This window comes from Acinetobacter sp. YH12156, assembly GCF_013418235.1.
Classification (GTDB): domain Bacteria; phylum Pseudomonadota; class Gammaproteobacteria; order Pseudomonadales; family Moraxellaceae; genus Acinetobacter; species Acinetobacter pseudolwoffii.
Genome location: NZ_VPCL01000005.1, coordinates 43,125 through 62,165 on the forward strand (window position 1 = coordinate 43,125; position 19,041 = coordinate 62,165).

The 19,041-nt window shown below is 42.9% G+C and carries 22 protein-coding genes; 14 read left to right on the forward strand and 8 right to left on the reverse strand.

What is annotated here, in order from left to right:
- Nucleotides 1–11: 11 nt before the first annotated feature.
- The 4 genes from FTU87_RS06650 to pabC all read right to left on the reverse strand — a co-directional run bounded on the left by FTU87_RS06650 (nucleotide 12) and on the right by pabC (nucleotide 2,999).
- A complete protein-coding gene (locus FTU87_RS06650) occupies nucleotides 12–428 on the reverse strand; it encodes a PaaI family thioesterase (protein ID WP_005097561.1) in 417 nt (138 codons plus the stop codon).
- Nucleotides 429–512: 84 nt separating this feature from the next.
- On the reverse strand, nucleotides 513–1,124 hold the full coding sequence (gene tmk / locus FTU87_RS06655; protein WP_074383333.1) for a dTMP kinase: 612 nt from the start codon (nucleotides 1,122–1,124) through the stop codon (nucleotides 513–515).
- Between the two features lie 2 nt (nucleotides 1,125–1,126).
- On the reverse strand, nucleotides 1,127–2,185 hold the full coding sequence (gene mltG, locus FTU87_RS06660) for an endolytic transglycosylase MltG (RefSeq protein ID WP_005097564.1): 1,059 nt from the start codon (nucleotides 2,183–2,185) through the stop codon (nucleotides 1,127–1,129).
- A gap of 1 nt (nucleotide 2,186) precedes the next feature.
- Complete coding sequence (gene pabC, locus FTU87_RS06665; RefSeq protein WP_100534827.1) at nucleotides 2,187–2,999, reverse strand: aminodeoxychorismate lyase; 813 nt, start codon at nucleotides 2,997–2,999, stop codon at nucleotides 2,187–2,189.
- Nucleotides 3,000–3,158: 159 nt separating this feature from the next.
- Between pabC and FTU87_RS06670 the strand changes: the two genes are divergently transcribed.
- From FTU87_RS06670 to FTU87_RS06705, 8 genes are all read left to right on the forward strand, one after another.
- Nucleotides 3,159–4,166 (forward strand): sulfate ABC transporter substrate-binding protein, encoded by a 1,008-nt coding sequence (locus FTU87_RS06670; protein WP_159138201.1) that lies wholly within the window; start codon nucleotides 3,159–3,161, stop codon nucleotides 4,164–4,166.
- A gap of 178 nt (nucleotides 4,167–4,344) precedes the next feature.
- Nucleotides 4,345–5,358, forward strand: coding sequence for a sulfate ABC transporter substrate-binding protein (locus FTU87_RS06675; RefSeq protein ID WP_159516071.1), 1,014 nt, complete (start codon nucleotides 4,345–4,347; stop codon nucleotides 5,356–5,358).
- A 29-nt stretch (nucleotides 5,359–5,387) separates the two neighbouring features.
- A complete protein-coding gene (locus FTU87_RS06680; protein WP_005097569.1) occupies nucleotides 5,388–5,993 on the forward strand; it encodes an alpha/beta hydrolase in 606 nt (201 codons plus the stop codon).
- A gap of 87 nt (nucleotides 5,994–6,080) precedes the next feature.
- Nucleotides 6,081–6,914, forward strand: a complete 834-nt coding sequence (gene cysT / locus FTU87_RS06685; RefSeq protein ID WP_005097570.1) for a sulfate ABC transporter permease subunit CysT — start codon at nucleotides 6,081–6,083, stop codon at nucleotides 6,912–6,914.
- Nucleotides 6,911–7,804: a sulfate ABC transporter permease subunit CysW gene (cysW, locus tag FTU87_RS06690; protein ID WP_180096865.1), complete on the forward strand. Its 894-nt coding sequence runs from the start codon at nucleotides 6,911–6,913 to the stop codon at nucleotides 7,802–7,804. The genes cysT and cysW overlap by 4 nt, the downstream gene beginning before the upstream one ends.
- Nucleotides 7,805–7,815: 11 nt before the next feature.
- Complete coding sequence (locus FTU87_RS06695; protein ID WP_100329043.1) at nucleotides 7,816–8,877, forward strand: sulfate/molybdate ABC transporter ATP-binding protein; 1,062 nt, start codon at nucleotides 7,816–7,818, stop codon at nucleotides 8,875–8,877.
- A gap of 54 nt (nucleotides 8,878–8,931) precedes the next feature.
- Nucleotides 8,932–9,855 carry a CysB family HTH-type transcriptional regulator gene (locus tag FTU87_RS06700; RefSeq protein ID WP_005097573.1) on the forward strand — a complete coding sequence of 308 codons (924 nt, stop codon included), beginning with the start codon at nucleotides 8,932–8,934 and terminating at the stop codon, nucleotides 9,853–9,855.
- Between the two features lie 114 nt (nucleotides 9,856–9,969).
- On the forward strand, nucleotides 9,970–11,175 hold the full coding sequence (locus tag FTU87_RS06705) for an outer membrane protein transport protein (protein WP_180096866.1): 1,206 nt from the start codon (nucleotides 9,970–9,972) through the stop codon (nucleotides 11,173–11,175).
- Between the two features lie 53 nt (nucleotides 11,176–11,228).
- Here FTU87_RS06705 and carO read toward each other — a convergent pair whose 3' ends face one another.
- On the reverse strand, nucleotides 11,229–11,963 hold the full coding sequence (gene carO, locus FTU87_RS06710) for an ornithine uptake porin CarO (RefSeq protein WP_180096867.1): 735 nt from the start codon (nucleotides 11,961–11,963) through the stop codon (nucleotides 11,229–11,231).
- A gap of 318 nt (nucleotides 11,964–12,281) precedes the next feature.
- Here carO and dapD point away from each other — a divergent pair, with 318 nt between their 5' ends.
- The 5 genes from dapD to FTU87_RS06735 all read left to right on the forward strand — a co-directional run bounded on the left by dapD (nucleotide 12,282) and on the right by FTU87_RS06735 (nucleotide 15,618).
- Nucleotides 12,282–13,103, forward strand: coding sequence for a 2,3,4,5-tetrahydropyridine-2,6-dicarboxylate N-succinyltransferase (dapD, locus tag FTU87_RS06715; RefSeq protein WP_180096868.1), 822 nt, complete (start codon nucleotides 12,282–12,284; stop codon nucleotides 13,101–13,103).
- A gap of 131 nt (nucleotides 13,104–13,234) precedes the next feature.
- Nucleotides 13,235–13,945 (forward strand): 7-carboxy-7-deazaguanine synthase QueE, encoded by a 711-nt coding sequence (gene queE / locus FTU87_RS06720; RefSeq protein ID WP_180096869.1) that lies wholly within the window; start codon nucleotides 13,235–13,237, stop codon nucleotides 13,943–13,945.
- Nucleotides 13,946–13,980: 35 nt separating this feature from the next.
- The gene (gene queC, locus FTU87_RS06725) at nucleotides 13,981–14,649 is read left to right on the forward strand and encodes a 7-cyano-7-deazaguanine synthase QueC (protein ID WP_005170088.1); all 669 of its coding nucleotides are present in this window, start codon (nucleotides 13,981–13,983) and stop codon (nucleotides 14,647–14,649) included.
- A 16-nt stretch (nucleotides 14,650–14,665) separates the two neighbouring features.
- Complete coding sequence (locus FTU87_RS06730) at nucleotides 14,666–15,079, forward strand: hypothetical protein (RefSeq protein WP_005170085.1); 414 nt, start codon at nucleotides 14,666–14,668, stop codon at nucleotides 15,077–15,079.
- Between the two features lie 80 nt (nucleotides 15,080–15,159).
- Nucleotides 15,160–15,618 (forward strand): peroxiredoxin, encoded by a 459-nt coding sequence (locus FTU87_RS06735; protein ID WP_005170083.1) that lies wholly within the window; start codon nucleotides 15,160–15,162, stop codon nucleotides 15,616–15,618.
- Between the two features lie 167 nt (nucleotides 15,619–15,785).
- On the opposite strand, the gene FTU87_RS06740 is transcribed toward FTU87_RS06735, so the two are convergent.
- Both FTU87_RS06740 and FTU87_RS06745 read right to left on the reverse strand, forming a co-directional pair.
- Entirely contained in the window at nucleotides 15,786–16,349 is a 564-nt protein-coding gene (locus tag FTU87_RS06740) for a YceI family protein (RefSeq protein WP_180096870.1), read from the reverse strand.
- A 453-nt stretch (nucleotides 16,350–16,802) separates the two neighbouring features.
- Nucleotides 16,803–17,408 (reverse strand): LysE/ArgO family amino acid transporter, encoded by a 606-nt coding sequence (locus FTU87_RS06745; protein WP_005097584.1) that lies wholly within the window; start codon nucleotides 17,406–17,408, stop codon nucleotides 16,803–16,805.
- 103 nt (nucleotides 17,409–17,511) lie between these two features.
- Between FTU87_RS06745 and FTU87_RS06750 the strand changes: the two genes are divergently transcribed.
- Nucleotides 17,512–18,417 carry a LysR family transcriptional regulator ArgP gene (locus FTU87_RS06750; protein ID WP_100329049.1) on the forward strand — a complete coding sequence of 302 codons (906 nt, stop codon included), beginning with the start codon at nucleotides 17,512–17,514 and terminating at the stop codon, nucleotides 18,415–18,417.
- 5 nt (nucleotides 18,418–18,422) lie between these two features.
- Here the strand turns inward: FTU87_RS06750 and FTU87_RS06755 are convergent, their stop codons facing one another.
- Nucleotides 18,423–18,992 (reverse strand): nicotinate-nicotinamide nucleotide adenylyltransferase, encoded by a 570-nt coding sequence (locus FTU87_RS06755; RefSeq protein ID WP_005097586.1) that lies wholly within the window; start codon nucleotides 18,990–18,992, stop codon nucleotides 18,423–18,425.
- Nucleotides 18,993–19,041: the final 49 nt, after the last annotated feature.

Consider the following 19,041-nt stretch of genomic DNA (forward strand, 5'->3'; position numbering starts at 1 on the left):
TCTTCAGGTGTTTAGTGTTGAGGTGGAATGGCATAAGTCGCAGTAACATGCGCCACTGGCTCATCAAGGTCTACTGAATAAATCCAGACTTCCCCGACAATCAGAACTTTACCGACTTTAATAAGCTTGCACTCTCCTCGCAAATCCGTGCCACCTGAAGGTTTACGGAGAAAATTGATATTCAGATTGGTGGTGACAGCCAAACCCACCAGGCCAATTTCGCCCAGAATAGCGACATATAAGGCAAGATCGGCCAAGGTCATCATGGTTGGGCCAGAAACAGTACCACCCGGACGCAACTCTTGTGCGCTAACCTGATACAGCAAAGTTGCGCCGCGTGGAACAACGGCTTCGATCCTACATTTTTCTAGGCTTTGTGGAAATTCTTGTTGTAAAAATTGTTGGATTTCGGTTTTGGTCGTTTTCATCTTATTAAAAAAATCTTCTATATTGCCTTCAATATAGAAGATTTTTCACACATTTACCTAGTGAAAATTAAAATAAACAGGATTTCAATTTAAACCAGACTTCAAATAACTTAAAGCCTGCTCGAATACCTGCTCCGGTGTACGGGTTGCATCCAGACGTTTGATCCGTTCCGGATGACGCTGCCACAACGTTTCATAGCCGGCTCTTACTTTCTCAAAGAAAGTGACTTTCTCTTGTTCAAAGCGATCCAGTGCGCCACGCGCGCGTGCCCGGTTCATTCCCAGTTCAATCGGTGCTTCTAACCAGAAGGTGATGTCCGGCATACGTGCCACAAAGTGATCATTTAATAACTGCAGCTTTGTTTCACTGAGTCCACGACCTGCACATTGATAGGCAAAGCTGGCATCAGTAAAACGGTCACAGAGTACAATTTTTCCGGCTGCTAAGGCTGGCAGAATGACTTGTGCCAAATGCTGGGCACGCGCCGCATACATCAATAGTAATTCGGTATCATGCGCCATCGCTTCTTCATGATTCACAGCCAGAAGTAGTGCTCGGATCTGCTCGGCCATCGGCGTACCACCCGGCTCGCGCGTAAGCATCACATCTTTGCCTTGGGCCATAAAATCGTCATAGATCGAACGAATGAGTGTGGTTTTACCTACACCTTCTGTGCCTTCAAAGCTAATAAACATACTCATTCCTTATTCTTCGAGCGTAAAATGGTCAGATACTCCTGCACTGCTTTATTGTGATCATTCAGATTGGTCGTAAACGTATGTCCGCCATTGCCCGTGGCGACAAAATAAAGGTTGTCAGAATTATCCGGATGCATGGCTGCTTCAATGGCTTTCTTACTTGGCAGTGCAATTGGCGTTGGCGGCAAACCAGACATGGTATAGGTGTTATACGGCGTCGGCGTACGTAAATCCTTGCGGGTAATATTGCCATTATAGGCATCGCCCATTCCATAAATCACGGTAGGATCGGTCTGTAAACGCATGCCAATTTTTAAACGGCGCACGAACACTCCAGAAACCTGTTCTAGCTCACTATCCACACTGGTTTCTTTTTCAATGATCGACGCCATGATCAGCGCTTCATATTTATTCTGATAGGGCAGATCAGTCACGCGTTTTTCCCAGGCCTGATCCAGTGCCTTCATCTGGCGCTGATACAGATTGGTTAAAATTTTACGGTCAGTTTCACCTTTAGCAAAGAAGTATGTATCCGGTGCAAACAGACCTTCAGGATGTGAAAATGGAATATTGAGCTCTTTAAGGAGTTGTGCCGTTGGCAAATGTGACACTTCTTTGGTCACCAGATCATCTTTCTTCAAAGCATCAATCAGCTGTTTGAATGTGGTTCCTTCAATCACCAAAATCCGGTTCATCTGGGCATTTTCAGCATTGGAGATCATATCCAGAACCTGACGAATACTCATGCCCTGGCGCACTTCATATACGCCAGCTTTCATGGTGTCATGAATCAGGATGCGCTGATAAAGCTTGAGAATAATCGGGAAACTGACCTGTTTTTCTTTGGCCAGACGGTCAATAAAACCAGAATAGGTTTCCCCTGACCCAATCGCCAGCAGCTGTTTTTGTCCGTCTACAGGATAGTCTTTCCACAAACTACTTTTTAAGACCAGTACCAAAATCAAGGCAAGTCCAATCAGGACGAAGGCAATTCCTTTGAAAAGTGACGAAAATTTGGCTGTATTGTTCTTTTTGGCTTTAGACTTGGAAGCTGACATATTAAGACATCTGATTTAATCGAAGACGGTTAAAAAGTTCAATACAAGCATCGCCATCCAGGGATCGCTGCTCAAATTGAGTGACAATTTTCATCGGGTTTAGCGCATTACAAAAAAACAGACTCTGAATATGGGCTATTTCCTCCATATCGATGTAACGTTGCTGACAGGCAATTCCCTGATCTTGCATCCGTTGTAGAATTTCTGCACGCATCACCCCAAAGACGCCATTATAACGAAGTTCCGGCGTAATCCATGTATTGTTTATACAAATGAAACAATTACTGCTCACCCCTTCGACAACCCCGCCCTGTACATCTGTCACCAGTGCCTCAGACCAACCGCGCTGATCCGCCTCCTGCTTGAGCAAAACCTGCTCCAGGCGATTCAAGGTTTTTAGTCCGACCAGACCCGGCATGGTCAATCCCAGTGCCTGCTGTAATACCCCACTTTGGATCTGTTCATACTTTAAATCATGTAAGGCTTGAGGATAATAAAATAGCCACAGATCCGCCGGATGCTCTGGCAAACTATAGCCCCGCTCGCCGACTCCACGACTCAGCACGATCTTTAATGTTCCATTCAGCTGACTTTCTGATTCACGTAAAAGTTCTAAACTTTCTGCAATCAGAGCTAAATCAGCATGCAAACTTAATTTTTGATTACTGAGCTGCAAACGTGCCAGATGACGATCATATAATTCCACCCGGTCCTGTCGAATCCGGGCCGTGCTAAAACAGCCATCACCATAATGAAAGGCCCGATCGAGTACTTCTATCTCACTGACATGGTTCGCATTTTTCAAACAGAGCATATTTTATTGCCTCTCAAATCAACAATTGAGTACTGAGAGATAAGCTCCATCGATTTATCTCTTTTACTCACATCAAATGCATTTTTAATTATTTTTTATGCAAAATATCTCTAGCTATTCTTGCCTTGTCCAACAAAAGCTAAAAAAATTGAGGCAAAAATGAATATTGGTAAATTAAAAATTGGGGTATTGGCTGCACTGGTTTCGGCCACTGCTTTCAGTGTGTCTGCAAAAGATTTCCTGAACGTGTCTTATGACCCAACCCGCGAATTATATGACAATTTTAATAAGGAATTCAGCGCATACTGGAAAAAAACCACGGGTCAGGACGTGAACTATAAACAGTCGCATGGCGGTTCAGGTAAACAGGCCCGTGCTGTGATTGATGGTCTGGATGCAGACGTCGTGACCCTCGCGCTGGCGGCCGACATTGATGAAATTGCAGCGAGAGGTCTGCTGCCTAAAGACTGGCAGAAAAAATTCCCGCAAAACTCGACCCCCTATACCTCCACCATCGTCTTTCTGGTCAAAAAAGGCAATCCAAAAGGGATTAAAGATTGGGGAGATCTGGTGAAACCTGGAGTAGAGATCATTACGCCAAACCCGAAAACTTCTGGCGGTGCACGCTGGAACTATCTGGCGGCATGGGCATGGGCCAAACATCAACCTGGTGGCAATGACAGCAAAGCACAAGATTTTGTGCGTCAAATTTATAAACAGACCAAAGTGCTGGACTCAGGCGCACGTGGAGCCACCACCACTTTTGCTGAGCGCGGGATCGGTGATGTATTACTGGCTTGGGAAAATGAAGCCCATCTCGCTACTCGTGAACAGCCGGGTAAATTTGAAATCATCACGCCAAGTCTGTCAATTTTGGCCGAGCCACCGGTGGCAATTGTAGAGAAAAACGCCAAGAAAGATGGCAATGAAAACCTGGCCAAAGCTTATTTGAATTATCTGTATTCTCCTGCGGGGCAAACTGTGGCTGCGAAGAATTTCTATCGTCCACGTAATAGCGAAGTATTAAAGAAATATAGCAGCGTATTTAAACCTTTAAAGTTAGTCACCATCGACAAAGAATTTGGTGGCTGGACCAAGGTACAAAAAGCACATTTCGATAATGGCGGGATCTTTGATCAAATTGTAAAGGCAAATCATACGAAATAATGAGGCAGTCCAGCAGAAACAATGGCCTTTATTGATAAGGCCATTTTCATTTCAATAACTTCAGCTCTGTCTTATCTTTTTTTTTCATATAAAATTCGTTTTTATTTATTTTTTACGCATAAAGAATAGGTTTATTCTGCAGCTATGTTACAAAACGTGTAAGAAATTGAGGTTTCTAATGAGTATTTCAAAAATAATAAAACTTGGGGTTCTGGCTGCTGTGATTTCGGCAACCTCATTGGGTGCTTCAGCACGTGATTTTCTGAATGTTTCCTACGATCCGACACGTGAATTGTATGAAGATGTCAACAAGAGTTTTGGCAAATATTGGGAAAGCCGTACGGGTCAAAAAATTAACTTCAAGCAATCCCATGGTGGTTCTGGTAAACAGGCCCGCTCTGTTATTGATGGCTTGAATGCAGATGTGGTGACTTTGGCCCTCGCAGCCGATATTGATGTGCTTGCAGAAAAAGCCAAATTATTGCCAACAGACTGGCAAAAGAAACTGCCACAAAACTCGACACCGTATACCTCAACAATCGTATTTTTGGTGCGTAAAGGCAACCCCAAAGGGATTAAAGACTGGGGCGATCTGGTGAAACCGGGTGTCGGCATTATTACCCCGAATCCGAAAACATCAGGTGGCGCGCGCTGGAACTATCTGGCGGCATGGGCATGGGCCAAACATCAGGCCGGTGGCAATGACACGACTGCACAAGAATTTGTTCGCCAAATTTATAAAAACACCAAAGTCCTGGATTCAGGTGCGCGTGGTGCAACTACCACCTTTGCCGAGCGCGGGATCGGTGATGTCTTGCTGGCCTGGGAAAATGAAGCGTACTTAGCGATTCGTGAGCAACCAGGTAAGTTTGAAATTATCACGCCAAGTCTGTCTATTCTGGCTGAACCGCCAGTGGCGATTGTAGAAAAAAATGCAGCGAGAAAAGGCAATAAGCATCTGGCTCAAGGTTATTTAAACTTCCTGTACTCACCACTGGGGCAAGATCTGGCAGGCAAACATTATTATCGCCCACGCAGTGAAGTAGCTTTAAAGAAATATAATCATGTGTTCAAACCACTCAAACTGGTAACGATTGATCAGGAATTTGGCGGCTGGGCAAAAGTGCAAAAAGCGCATTTTGAGAATGGCGGTATTTTCGACCAGATTGTGAAGGCAAACAGCGCGAAGTAATTCGCAGCTGATCTGACAGGAGCATCGACATGATACATACGCTTATTGTTCCAGGTGTAGGTGGTAGCGAATACAATCACTGGCAAACATGCTTACAACATCAGCTCAGTCGATGCTCTCGTGTGCAACAAAAAGATTGGAATCATCCCGTTTTGCAGGAATGGATCACTGAATTTGTCAAAGCCCTGCAAGATATTCAAGATGATGTACAGATTGTAGCGCACAGCTTTGGCTGTTTAACCTCGGTCGCAGCACTGGCACAACATCCAGAATTGACTGCTAAAGTTAAAAAGCTGATTCTGGTCGCGCCGGCCAATCCGGCACGTTTTGGGGAAAATGGTTTTGTTCGTAACAGCCAGACCGATTACAGCCATTATTTTCAGCAAGTGCAGATTCAGGTTCCGGCCACGTTATTAATCAGTGAAAATGATCCCTGGTTAAGCTATGCAGACGCCCAGTTTCTGGCCAAAGCCTGGAAACTCAAACCGATTAATCTCGGACAGGTGGGGCATGTCAATGTCGCTTCAGGATTTGGCCCTTTTCCTGAACTTGCCCAGTATTTGATTTCAGAAAAGACTATGCAACATATCAGCAATACTGATGACAGCAAGTATTATTTCAAATTTGCATTTTAGTCGTTGCAAATTATGCTTGTGTCCAATTTCTTTTTTTAATTTTCGCTGGTTAGTTTTAACCAGCTTTCTCTCTTTTGAGGAGTCATCATGTCGCAGCGATCCCGAGTGCTGCCAGGATTTGGTCTTTCTCTAGGCTTTACCCTAGCGTATTTATCATTAATCGTTTTAATCCCGCTGTCTGCTGTTTTTATTAAATCACTGGGCATTGGCTGGGAAGGCTTGTGGGAAATCCTGAGCTCTGAACGTATTCAAAAATCACTACAACTCAGTTTCAGTGCAGCCATTATTGCTGCGCTGGTGAATGTGGTGTTTGGCCTGTTATTGGCCTGGTGTCTGGTACGTTATAGCTTCCCGGGCAAACGTATTGTCGATGCCTTGGTCGATTTGCCTTTTGCCCTGCCAACAGCGGTGGCCGGTATTGCCTTGACCTCTTTATATGCGCCGACTGGCTGGATTGGTCAGTATCTTGAACCGATTGGTATTCAGGTTGCTTATACCCCGATTGGTATTACGCTGGCTCTAATCTTTATTGGCCTGCCTTTTGTGGTTCGTACCGTACAGCCGGTACTCAGTGATCTGGAAACCGAACTGGAAGAAGCTGCATCTGCACTCGGGGCAAATCGCTTGCAAATTGTGACCAAGGTAATTTTCCCGATTTTACTTCCTGCGCTTATCACTGGCTTTGCGTTAGCTTTCGCTCGCGGTGTTGGTGAATATGGTTCGGTGATCTTCATTGCCGGGAATCAGCCCTTTGAAACAGAAATTGCCCCACTGATGATTATTTCTCGTTTAGAAGAATATGATTATGCCGGTGCAACCACAATTGCGGTGGTGATGTTGCTGATTTCATTTGTCCTGCTGTTCCTGATTAACTTACTGCAAGCTTGGGCCAGCCGCCGTACCGGGAGAACTGCACGATGAGTTTGAATACCAACAGCAATGCACTGGCTGAAAAACTGCAATCCCGTGATGCAACCCGTGAGCCAACCTGGGTACGTTATACCCTGATCACTCTTGCACTGATTTTTTTCTTGAGCTGCTTGATCCTGCCTTTGATTCTGGTTTTTGTGGAAGCCTTTAAACAGGGAATTGGTGTTTATACACAGGCATTGGTGCATCCAGATACTTTATCTGCGGTCAAACTTACACTTTTGACTGCTGCAATCGCCGTACCGCTGAACGTGGTATTTGGTGTGGCTGCAGCATGGTCAGTGGCGAAGTTTAACTTTCGGGGTAAATCCTTCCTGACCACCTTGATTGATATGCCATTTTCGGTCTCTCCCGTGATTGCCGGTTTAATGCTGGTACTGATTTTCGGTACGCAAGGCTGGATGGGGTCCTGGTTAATGGACAATGACATCAAGATCCTTTATGCAGTGCCTGCCATTGTCCTGGCGACCATCTTTATTACTGTACCCTTCGTGGCTCGTGAGTTAATTCCATTAATGGAAGCACAAGGCACGGAAGAAGAAGAAGCTGCGATTGTGCTCGGTGCATCTGGCTGGCAAACTTTCTGGAAAGTGACCCTGCCAAATATCAAATGGGGTCTGATTTACGGCGTGATTCTGTGTAATGCACGGGCCATGGGTGAGTTTGGTGCAGTATCGGTTGTATCCGGTCATATCCGCGGTGAAACCAATACTTTACCGCTACACGTCGAAATTCTTTATAACGAATATACCTTTAGTGCTGCGTTTGCCGTGTCTTCGCTTCTGGCTCTCCTCGCAATTGTCACCCTGATTTTAAAAACATGGGTGGAACTGCGCCAGGAAAAACAGGACAAACGTAATCAAGATTCTACAGTTTCTTAAGGAATGCCAACATGAGTATTCAAGTACAAAATATTGAAAAACACTTTGGTGCATTCCATGCACTTAAAAATATCTCGCTGGATTTTCCAGATGGTCAACTGGTGGCCCTGCTCGGCCCATCAGGTTGCGGCAAAACCACGCTGCTACGGATTATTGCAGGTCTAGAATCTGCAGATGGCGGTCAGGTCATTCTGGAAGGTCAGGATGCGACCAATGTTCATGTACGTGAACGTGAAGTCGGCTTCGTGTTTCAACATTATGCCCTGTTTCGTCATATGACGGTATTTGACAATATTGCTTTTGGTCTGCGTGTTCGCCCACGTAAAACCCGTCCATCTGAAGCGGAAATTAAAAAACGTGTTACGCGTTTACTTGATTTGGTTCAGCTGGGTTTTCTGGCTGACCGTTACCCTGCTCAGCTTTCAGGTGGCCAGCGTCAGCGTATTGCATTGGCACGTGCCTTAGCCGTTGAACCGCGTGTGCTGTTGCTAGATGAACCTTTCGGTGCACTGGATGCCAAAGTCCGTAAGGAATTACGTCGCTGGTTACGTACCTTGCATGATGAGTTGCACATCACCTCGATCTTTGTGACCCACGATCAGGAAGAAGCGCTGGAAGTGGCCGATCAGATTGTGGTGATGAACAAAGGTAATGTCGAACAGATCGGTTCGCCACGTGAGGTCTATGAAACGCCGGCAACCCCATTTGTGTTTGATTTCTTGGGTCAAGCCAATCGTTTTGAAGGCCAGAACAACGGCGGCATTATTCAGCTCGGTCAAGATCGTATTCAGTTTGATGGCGCAAAAAATGCTGCTCAAGGTGAAGTGATTTTATTCGCACGTCCTGATGAACTGCGCATTCATGCACAGCCACAAGACAATGCCATTCAGGCCACCTTCATACGTGAATTATGGATTGCGGGTAAAGTCGTTGCAGAACTGAATGACCGTCAGGGTAACTTGATTGAAATCTTACTGACACCTGATGAAGCAAGAGCACACCAATTCCGCCCCAATCAAACCGTGTGGTTAAGTGCAGTGAACTTGCATTTATTTGAAAATCAGGTCGCTTAAGACCAAAAGATGGGGCTTCGAAATGCCCCATCCTCTTCTAGGGTAAAGAGAATTATGAATTTCCAACAATTAAGAATTATACGAGAAACGGTTAGACAGAACTTTAATTTAACTGAAGCCTCAGCTGCACTTTATACTTCGCAGTCTGGAGTGAGTAAGCATATTAAAGATCTGGAAGATGAGCTTGGCGTGCAGCTATTTATCCGTAAGGGTAAGCGTCTACTGGGTTTAACCGAGCCGGGTCAGGCACTATTAGGAATTGTAGAACGCATGCTGGTCGATGCCGATAATATTAAGCGTCTGGCTGATGATTTTAATAAAGTTGATGAAGGTACCTTGACCATTGCCACCACGCATACCCAGGCGCGCTATGTGCTACCGCCGATTGTCAGCCAATTCAAAAAAGAATTTCCTAAAGTGCATTTGATTCTGCAACAGGCCAGCCCGGTAGAAATCACGGAAATGCTGCTGCAAGGTCAAGCCGATATCGGTATTGCAACCGAAGCACTGACGACTGAAGACAATCTGGCCAGCGTACCTTATTATAACTGGCAACATAGTATTATTACGCCGCAAAATCATCCACTTGCAACTAAAGATCAGATCCGGATCGAAGATCTGGCCCATTACCCGATTATTACCTATCATGGTGGTTTTACCGGTCGCTCCAAGATTGATACCGCCTTTGAAGAAGCCGGCTTTGATGTCGATATCGTGATGTCCGCACTCGATGCCGATGTGATTAAAACCTATGTGGAAATGAATATGGGCGTCGGCATTGTCAACGATGTCGCTTATGACCCGGAGCGTGATTACCGTTTAAAGCAGATTAAAACGGATATTTTTGGCATGAATACCACCTGGATTGCGGTACGTAAAGGACATTTACTACGTGGTTATGGCTACGAGTTTATTTCCCTGTGCTCGCCGGATGCCGATATTAAAGCGCTTAAAAAAGTCGCCTATCCAGACGAATAAAAATATATAAGTTTTCAATCAAAGAGGCCCGCGAGCCTCTTTATTATTTTCAAGTGGATAATTTGTATAAATATCAAGCATAATCACATTAATAATAAATTGAATTATACCAATATGATCGACAGCAAATTTGCTCTTTTCTGTATGGGCTGCGCTTTTTCTGGGTCAGGTTATAGCGCTGCTTTTGAACAGTCCAATCAAAGTATTCAGTCTTTTTTTGAAAAAAATCATTATGCTGAAATTTCATTGGCTTGGGTTCGCCCTGATATTAGCGGTCAGGTACAGCATACCGAGCAGCTGCAACAACTGGGTATTACTGACTTTTCTACGGGCCAACTTGCCAGTACGCAATTTATTTCTAATGTTGCCTTAAAATTACAGCTTCACCCTCAACTATCATGGGGACTGATTTATGATCAGCCTTATCATGTAGATGTGGCTTATAGTTATAATCCTGTTTTTGCAGGTGAAGCGCTTTCTGTTGAGGCCGCGACTATCAAGTTTGATAGCCACAATCTCACATCATTAATCGGCTTCCAACCGGATAATCACTGGAATTTTTATACAGGGCTAAGTTATCAAAGTCTGGAAGGAAGCTTATATTTATCCGGGCAAACCTTTTATATATTTAATGGTTATCGGGCTACATTTGAACAAGATCCCGCTTGGGGCTGGCTTGCAGGATTCAGTTATCAACTACCCGAATATTTTTTTAGAACTGCGCTGACTTACCGTTCAGCCATTGCTCACCATCATAAAACTGCTGAATCGATTGTCGTAGGCACCAATCCCTCCCCCTATACCCAGATTCAAACCCCTCAATCCATCCATCTGGATTTTCAAACAGGATTGCCTTATCAAAATGCCTTTTATGGCACACTGCGTTGGTCGAACTGGCAAAATTTTGTCATTCAGCCGCCTAAATTCGGTGCAGTGATTGACTATGCGGCCTTACAGTTCCCAGAATTAAAATCATTCAGGATGATTGATTATCGGGAGGATCAATGGTCTGCAAAAATTGGGTTTGCCCATCAATGGCCCTCCTTTGGCATAAATTCTATCGAACTCTTATGGGATTCCGGTACAGGAAATCCGGCTTCGACATTAAATCCGAGTGATGGATATTGGGGTATTGGACTAGGTCATCTTTACAAGATTCAAGATACTTGGGATATTGCCACAGGATTCTATTATTTAAAGTTTCAAAAACCTGAAATTTCCTCATCCGAACCTATTACGCCACAGATTGCAGGTTTATCTGCAGTTTCTGATAACAATGCTTTGATCCTAGGTTTGAAACTGGGCTATCACTTTCAATAGCTTCTAATAAATAAAAAACGAGCCGAAGCTCGTTTTTTTTATGCAGCTATAGCTTAGAAGCGGAAGCTGACACCCAGTTTCGCTACTGGAAGCCATTCGTATTCATTGTCATTACGAATTTTATTTTCTTGATCTATTAAAGCATCTTCAAAATCTGGAGCACCTGTATCTAATGACGTAAATTCACCAGAAGGAGTTAAATTAACAGTTGGATTACCATTATAGTAGGCACCAATCTCACCGAATACGCCCCAACGGTTGGTAATGGCTGGTGAGAAGCCAATCCCTACATAAGGCGCAATATTGTTTTTATACGATAAGTCACCAGAAATACGTCCAGTAGTATTACCGACTGTTTGGTAGCGATTGCCATCAAGTGTAATAATTCCATTAGCTCCCGTACGACTTTCTATACCATAATCATTGTCAATATATGCTACACCTGCCGCCATATAGAACCAGTTCGCCCAAGGACGGATTTCAGCATTTAGATAAGTCAGGTTATTGTCCATATCCAGGTCATATTTTGTCCCATCTATGGACAAATCGTCAGACCAAGAAATATCACCACCGTTATAACCTAAAGTTAACCCTACATATGGGTTTACGTTCCATGAAAGTGCACCACCATAACCGGTAGTACCGACTTCAGCACGAACAGCTGCTGGTTTAAAGAAAGAAAAAGATGCCACACCTTCATCTGTTACGATTGTTTCATCAGCAGCCATCGCAGAACCCGCTACTACAGCTAAGACCGATACTGCTAAAATATTATGTAAAGATTTCATTATTTCTCTCCTCAAAAGAACTTATTTTGATCATTAGTTATTCGTGATGGGTTCAATATAAAGGACTTAAAAAATATTTTTTATTCATGTTTTGCTGATCTTTTGTTATTTTCTGATACAAATTAGTTTTTCTTGTTGATAACCTGGCTTTTTCTAACACTTCTACTACATTTTAAAATAATGAAAAATAACACTTATCACGTTCATTATTTCAAACTTCCCACACTTTTGGCTATTTTTCATCTATTTTCAGTCTGCTCAACTATTTTTAATGCAATATAGTGTAAAATCTAGAAAATTTTTTCTGGAAGGAAGATCATGTCGCAGCTTTCAACAATCATTGAAAAAGCGTTTGAAGATCGTGCGAATTTCACAGCTGCAGATTGCCCTGATGAAATCCGTCAAGCAGTTGAGGACGTAATTGCTGGTCTAGACAATGGTACTTTACGTGTTGCTGAAAAAATCGATGGTGAATGGATTGTTCATCAATGGATTAAGAAAGCGGTATTGTTATCATTTAAATTAAACGACAACAAACCAATGCAAGCTTGTGATCTTCGTTTCTATGACAAAGTAGATACTAAATTCTCAGACTGGACTGAAGAACAATTCAAAGCGGCTGGCGTACGTGTAGTCCCTCCCGCGGTGGCGCGTAAAGGTTCGTTCCAGGCCAAAGGCGTGATCTTGATGCCTTCTTATGTCAACATCGGTGCCTATGTAGATGAAGGTACGATGGTGGACACATGGGCAACTGTGGGTTCATGTGCACAGATTGGTAAAAATGTTCACTTGTCTGGTGGTGTTGGTATTGGTGGTGTACTTGAACCACTTCAAGCCAACCCGACGATTATTGAAGATAACTGCTTTATCGGTGCACGTTCTGAAATCGTTGAAGGCGTGATCGTTGAAGAAGGTTCTGTAATTTCAATGGGCGTATTCATTGGTCAATCGACCAAGATTTATGATCGTGCCACTGGTGAAATTCACTATGGTCGCGTACCAGCAGGTTCAGTCGTTGTTGCAGGTAGTCTGCCTTCTAAATGTGGTACTTACAGCCTTTATGCTGCGATTATCGTGAAAAAAGTAGATGCGCAAACTCGTTCTAAAACCAGCCTGAACGATCTATTACGCGAAGACTAATATGTCTTAACTTAGAGGGCACATTGGTGTTCCTCGGAGCTTCAAGCGCTCCCCGTCTCTACGATCAGTCATGATCGTAGGGATTTTTATTTTTATACCCGGTTATTTATTTCTCAGTGGTTAGTTTTGTTATGAATACGCTTCGTTCTTCCGCAATTCCAGTTTCTGATCCGTCTGCGGGTTTACGCATTACGGAGATCTTCTATTCATTACAAGGTGAAGCCAATGCTGCGGGCTTGCCAACGGTTTTTATCCGCTTAACCGGCTGCCCGTTACGCTGTACATACTGTGACACCACCTATTCATTTGAAGGTGGTCAGCGTCAGTCTCTGGATGAAATTATTCAGACCACGCTCGATTTTAAAACACCCTATGTCTGTGTGACCGGTGGTGAACCACTGGCTCAACCGAATGCCCTGCCTTTAATGCAGCGCCTTGCTGATTTAGGTTGTGAGGTTTCTTTAGAGACCAGTGGTGCTTTAGATGTTGCTAAAGTAGACTCGCGCGTTTCCAAAGTTCTAGATTTAAAAACCCCAACTTCAGGTGAAGTTGCACGAAATTTGTTATCCAATCTGGATCATTTAACGCCACATGATCAAATCAAGTTTGTGATCTGCAACCGTGAAGACTATGAATGGTCAAAGCAGCAGCTTGAACAGTATCAGCTTCAAGAGAAAGTCAGTACAGTCTGGTTCTCGCCTGCATTTGCGATTGAAAAAGGCGCGGTTCGTTTACCGCAACTGGCGCGTGATTTGGCTCAGTGGATTTTAGAAGACCATCTCCCTGTTCGTTTCCAGTTACAGCTGCACAAGTTGTTATGGAATGATGAAACTGGTCGTTAATTTTTTGTAAAGTTACTTTTTTGGAGAATCAGCTTATGCGCCCTCGTGCCATTGTTCTGTTATCTGGCGGATTAGACTCAACTACATGTCTGGCTTGGGCACAGGCACGCTACGAATGTATCGCGATCAGTTTTAAGTATGGTCAGCGTTCAACCACAGAGCTGGATGCAGCCAAAGCACTGACTCAAGCTGCCGGTGTGGAACATCGTGTGATTAATATTGATCTGGGCAATCTGGGTGGCTCAGCCCTTACCGATCATAGCATTGAGGTGCCTGATCATGAACAAGCCGGTATCCCGATTACCTATGTTCCGGCACGTAATACCATCTTCCTGTCTTATGCTTTAGCCGCTGCGGAAGTATTTAAAGCCGAAGCAATTGTGATCGGAATTAATGCGGTTGATTACTCGGGCTATCCGGATTGCCGACCGGAATTTATTGACGCATTTGCCAACATGGCACGCCTTGCGACCAAGGTTGGCGTAGAGGGTCAGGCGCTCAAATTTGAAACACCTTTGTTACATTTATCCAAAGCAAATATTATTCGCTTAGGTATTGAACATGGCGTAGACTACAGTCAAACGGTGTCATGCTATCAAGCAGATGACCAAGGACGTGCCTGTGGCAAATGTGACAGTTGCCGTTTACGTAAACAGGGTTTTGCGGACGCAGGTGTTGAAGACCCGACACGTTATATACCGTAATAACAAGGTAGAGTTTATGAAGAATTTAAAATCAAGCATCGTGCTTTCAGCAATTGTTTCAGCTGCTGCTATGTTCGCAACAACGGCTCAGGCAGCTGATGACAAATTACAACAAGCTTATAAAAGCACCAATGTAAAATCTGCATTGATCAATGTTTGTAAAGATGAAACTGGCAAAGGTAAAAAACTGACCGCTGCTGAAGTCAGTAAATATTGTACTTGCGCTGTTGAAGCAGATGGTAAACTAACCAATGCACAAAAATGGGAAATCCAAAGCACCATTAATCAGAAGAAAAGTCCTGGAACTTTAGCTTTTGTACAGAAGCAGAATAAAGACCTGCAAGCATGTTTTGGTCCACAGTTAACAGGCAAACTGAAAACTTTGACTGAAGAAGCAATGAAATCAGCTCAAGCTGCGCCGAAGAAATAATATCTCATTATTCTTTAATGAAATAAGCCACTATAATGTGGCTTATTTTTTTGAAAAATTTAAATAAAACAGGAGTTAATATGACTGCCATCAGTTTGCTTGACCAGAGTTTCCCTGCAACGACAGCTGAAATCAATTTAACCCAGCTGGATACAGAATGGCTGGTGATTTATTTTTATCCTAAAGATTCTACTCCGGGTTGTACCACTCAAGCCGTCGGATTTTCTTGTTTAAAAGACCAGTTTGATGCTTTAAATACCACAATTATTGGCGTATCTCGTGATTCGGTCAAAGCCCATCAAAACTTTACTGAAAAGCAGAATCTGAGTATTAATCTGATCAGTGATAAAGAAGAAATCCTGTGTAATCACTTTGATGTGATTAAAGAAAAGAACATGTATGGCAAACAAGTCATGGGGATCGAGCGTTCGACTTTTATTTTCCATAACGGCGAACTGGTCAAAGAATATCGTAAAGTCAAAGCCGCAGGTCATGCCGAACAAGTCCTGGAAGATTTAAAAGCTCTGCAAAGTGCTTAATTGACTATTTCCTGCAAGGATAAAAGCTCGAAAAAAATCGGGCTTTTTTTGTGATTACTTTGATGTAATACAAGCATTTTATATGTCTTCTATGCTTCAATTTTTAAAGCTAAGCAATAGACATGCAGCAGTCTATTAAGCTGAAAAAAGACTGTATTCAAACACCCTTAATTAACTTCACAATGACCCGAGAGATGCAGATTCACTTTCTCCCCTACGCCTGCGATCCCCTTTCTCATGCCGAAATCACTGCGGTTAATCACTGCAAATGCCTGGACTTCGAGCAAGTTGTCATTAGACAGACTCGACTTAAAGGTGGTTTCAAAAATCACCGGTTTGGTCACACCACGCAAAGTCAAATTGCCTAAAACATTGTATTTACCATTGCCCAGGTCTTTAAACTGGATACTTTTAAAACTTACCGTTTTATATTTTTCAACATAAAAAAGGTCTTCACCCAAAATCATATGTTTCAATAACGGTTTATTAAAACTCAAACTCTCCACATCCATGACCAGATGCGTTGAAGCATTTTGCGGTGCTTTGGCATCAAACTGCATGCTGGATTGCACCTGATTAAACTTGGCTTTGACCACAGTCAGTCCCATTGACTTGATCTCAAAGCCGACATCACTTTTAGGAGTGAGCGTCCATGATTTTGCAAAAGTCTGACTGCTGAAAAATAAACAGATTGCCAGGCCAATCAGTCCAGTTTTTATTGTTTTTTTCAATTTTAAATCCACCTTGTTTAATTTCTTATTGATCGAATTTAGGTACACGCTTCAAGCTGAAATTAAATTTTCTTTTCAGTTTTAGAATTTTTGTTTTCGTTATTTTTATACCAGTTAACTGAAGTTTTTGTAAAACCCTTAGTGACTAATGGAAAAAATAATCGTTAGTATTTATTTTTAAGAAATGGCTTAAGCGAAGTATGCTCATCGAATGGAGACTGTTAATAGTTTGATTTTAAAATTCATCTCCTAAATATGATCATATATTCCAACAAAATCTGAAGTAAAATTTGCTTACACAGCGAGCACTGCAAACTCCATTTTCTATTGTGATTCTCTTTGAAAAATGTTTAAACAGAGTGTTTAGACAAATATCAATTACAGACCTTACTCGCATTCTCTTGTTCAAAATATAAAAATCCTCAATTGAGGATTTTTATATTACCAGTTGAATTAAATACTGAGAATTAATGAACCTGCGACGATCCACATGGTACAAGCAATGAGAGCATCCAGAACTTTCCAGGCATGGCGATGCTGAAACCAGGGTGTCAATATCTTTGCCCCATAGCCCAAGCTAAAAAAGAAAAACCAGGATGCACACACAGCACCAAGCGCAAACCACCATTTTCCTAGGCTATATTGCGTTGAAATTGAACCAATCAGGATGACGGTTTCTAAATAAACATGCGGGTTTAACCAAGTAAATGCCAGACAGATCATCAACACTTGTAAAAAATGTGCTGTAACTTGATCACTTGGAGCCAAAACTTCTGTTGATTTAAATGCATTGATTGCATGTTGCAGACCATAATAAAACAGGAATCCTGCGCCAATATATTTAGAAAACATAACCGCATTTGGATAATGTTCAATGATGTGAGCAAAACCAAAAACACCTAATAATATCAAAATAGTATCAGACAAGGCACACGTCAAACAGACCAGGAAGATATGCTGCTGTTTTAAACCCTGTTTTAGTACAAAGGCATTCTGCGCCCCGATACTGACAATCAGGCTCATACCTACAGCAAAGCCACTGACCATATAACTGAACATCACATTCCCCTTTTTTGAATACATGAATTATTCAACAAAAAGGAAGCTATTCATTAAAACTAAGTTAATATCAATTTAACTAAATTTTTCTTAGATTGTAGCGATGCTGAATGCGAAACAATGTGATGCTTTTTACGCGGTTGCAAAAACTGGAAGTTTTGATCTGGCGGCAGAACAACTCAATATTACTGCCTCAGCAGTGACCCTTCGTGTTCAGAGTCTGGAAAAACAATTGGGACACTTGCTGCTGGTGAGAGACCGGCCTTGTCGCGTGACTCAATCTGGACAAACTTTATTGCATTATTTACAGCATCAGCGTTTGCTAGAACAGAATTTGATGCAGGATTTGGGCGGACAGGTACAACAGGAAGGTTTTTACTGTCTGAATATTGCCACCAATGCCGATTCACTTGCGACCTGGTTATTGCCGACCTTACAAGCCCAACTGATCCAGCATAAAATTGTGCTGCATTTTCAACTGGATGACCAATCACAAACCCATCATTTACTGGAAGCCGGACTGGTCAATGCCTGTTTAAGCACTGAAGCCAAAGCCATGAAAGGCTGTCTGGCCGAGCGGATTGGACAAATGCACTACCGTCTGGTTGCCACGCCTGAATTTGCCCGGAACTGGTTTCAACAAGGAATACATCGTGATGCCTTACGCCACGCACCGGCGATTCTGTTTAATGAAAAAGACCAGTTGCATACCCAGTATATCCAGCAAGAATTTGGCCTGAGTCCGGCACAATATCCTCACTTTTTTATTCCATCGACGCATGCATTTTTTGATGCCATTGTCATGGGCTTGGGTTATGGCTGGTTGCCGGATTATCAAACCCGGCATTTGCTGGAATCAGGACAATTGATTGAACTTTCCGGTGAAATGCGTATTGAAGTCCCCTTGTATTGGCATCACTGGAAACAGCAGTCTCCTGCTCTGGCGATTCTGGGTGAATGTTTAAAACAGCATGCTCAGACCACCATGAATCAGCCTCTAGCCATCTGATCGAGTCAGGCCAGATTGCTTTTATCCTTCTGGACAAATTTTTGACTGAGTTGCTGATAGGTTTCGGTATGCTGGAATTGCTCTAGAAACTCAATCGTGCCTTGTGGAAATTTATCCCGTTGAATTTCACCGCGATAATAAGCTTCACGCATCGGCGTAGCGGATAAAGCACCTTCTAGGCTTTCCAGTTCGACCATTTCCCATTCCGGGAAAAATTTTAAATAATATGAAGAATCATCTTTAAAATGTCCAATCAGTCCGACTTTGGCATTCGGTTCTATGGCCTGATTTATCAGCGATTTCACCAGTTTTTGCCATTTTTCATCGTTATAAACATCAATGACTTCTACAAATTGAATCCGCGCCTGATCTTCCGGACTAAAATTTGCAAGGATCATGGCTTCACGTTCCGAAGCCAGAAATGGATTTTTGATATTGCGTTCATTCTGCGCAGAACCAAGGGCCAAAATCACATTTTGACTGTGTTCCAAAGCAATCTGAATGGTTTGCATATGCGCCAGATGAAAAGGCTGAAAACGGCCAATGAAAACCAGATAATCAAATGTATAGTTCATAACAGATCATTTTTATGACTCATGAGTTGTGCCGCCCCAATAAATATGC

Excerpts from the sequence above, each read along its gene's own strand:
- dapD (WP_180096868.1), top strand. The coding sequence starts at position 12,282 with ATGTCGCAGCTTTCAACAATCATTGAAAAAGCGTTTGAAGATCGTGCG.
- cysW (WP_180096865.1), top strand. The coding sequence starts at position 6,911 with ATGAGTTTGAATACCAACAGCAATGCACTGGCTGAAAAACTGCAATCC.
- tmk (WP_074383333.1), bottom strand. The coding sequence starts at position 1,124 with ATGTTTATTAGCTTTGAAGGCACAGAAGGTGTAGGTAAAACCACACTC.
- FTU87_RS06695 (WP_100329043.1), top strand. The coding sequence starts at position 7,816 with ATGAGTATTCAAGTACAAAATATTGAAAAACACTTTGGTGCATTCCAT.
- FTU87_RS06705 (WP_180096866.1), top strand. The coding sequence starts at position 9,970 with ATGATCGACAGCAAATTTGCTCTTTTCTGTATGGGCTGCGCTTTTTCT.
- FTU87_RS06755 (WP_005097586.1), bottom strand. The coding sequence starts at position 18,992 with ATGAACTATACATTTGATTATCTGGTTTTCATTGGCCGTTTTCAGCCT.
- cysT (WP_005097570.1), top strand. The coding sequence starts at position 6,081 with ATGTCGCAGCGATCCCGAGTGCTGCCAGGATTTGGTCTTTCTCTAGGC.
- FTU87_RS06670 (WP_159138201.1), top strand. The coding sequence starts at position 3,159 with ATGAATATTGGTAAATTAAAAATTGGGGTATTGGCTGCACTGGTTTCG.
- FTU87_RS06730 (WP_005170085.1), top strand. The coding sequence starts at position 14,666 with ATGAAGAATTTAAAATCAAGCATCGTGCTTTCAGCAATTGTTTCAGCT.
- carO (WP_180096867.1), bottom strand. The coding sequence starts at position 11,963 with ATGAAATCTTTACATAATATTTTAGCAGTATCGGTCTTAGCTGTAGTA.
- FTU87_RS06735 (WP_005170083.1), top strand. The coding sequence starts at position 15,160 with ATGACTGCCATCAGTTTGCTTGACCAGAGTTTCCCTGCAACGACAGCT.
- FTU87_RS06675 (WP_159516071.1), top strand. The coding sequence starts at position 4,345 with ATGAGTATTTCAAAAATAATAAAACTTGGGGTTCTGGCTGCTGTGATT.
- FTU87_RS06745 (WP_005097584.1), bottom strand. The coding sequence starts at position 17,408 with ATGTTCAGTTATATGGTCAGTGGCTTTGCTGTAGGTATGAGCCTGATT.
- mltG (WP_005097564.1), bottom strand. The coding sequence starts at position 2,185 with ATGTCAGCTTCCAAGTCTAAAGCCAAAAAGAACAATACAGCCAAATTT.
- FTU87_RS06700 (WP_005097573.1), top strand. The coding sequence starts at position 8,932 with ATGAATTTCCAACAATTAAGAATTATACGAGAAACGGTTAGACAGAAC.
- queE (WP_180096869.1), top strand. The coding sequence starts at position 13,235 with ATGAATACGCTTCGTTCTTCCGCAATTCCAGTTTCTGATCCGTCTGCG.
- pabC (WP_100534827.1), bottom strand. The coding sequence starts at position 2,999 with ATGCTCTGTTTGAAAAATGCGAACCATGTCAGTGAGATAGAAGTACTC.
- queC (WP_005170088.1), top strand. The coding sequence starts at position 13,981 with ATGCGCCCTCGTGCCATTGTTCTGTTATCTGGCGGATTAGACTCAACT.
- FTU87_RS06650 (WP_005097561.1), bottom strand. The coding sequence starts at position 428 with ATGAAAACGACCAAAACCGAAATCCAACAATTTTTACAACAAGAATTT.
- FTU87_RS06680 (WP_005097569.1), top strand. The coding sequence starts at position 5,388 with ATGATACATACGCTTATTGTTCCAGGTGTAGGTGGTAGCGAATACAAT.
- FTU87_RS06750 (WP_100329049.1), top strand. The coding sequence starts at position 17,512 with ATGCTGAATGCGAAACAATGTGATGCTTTTTACGCGGTTGCAAAAACT.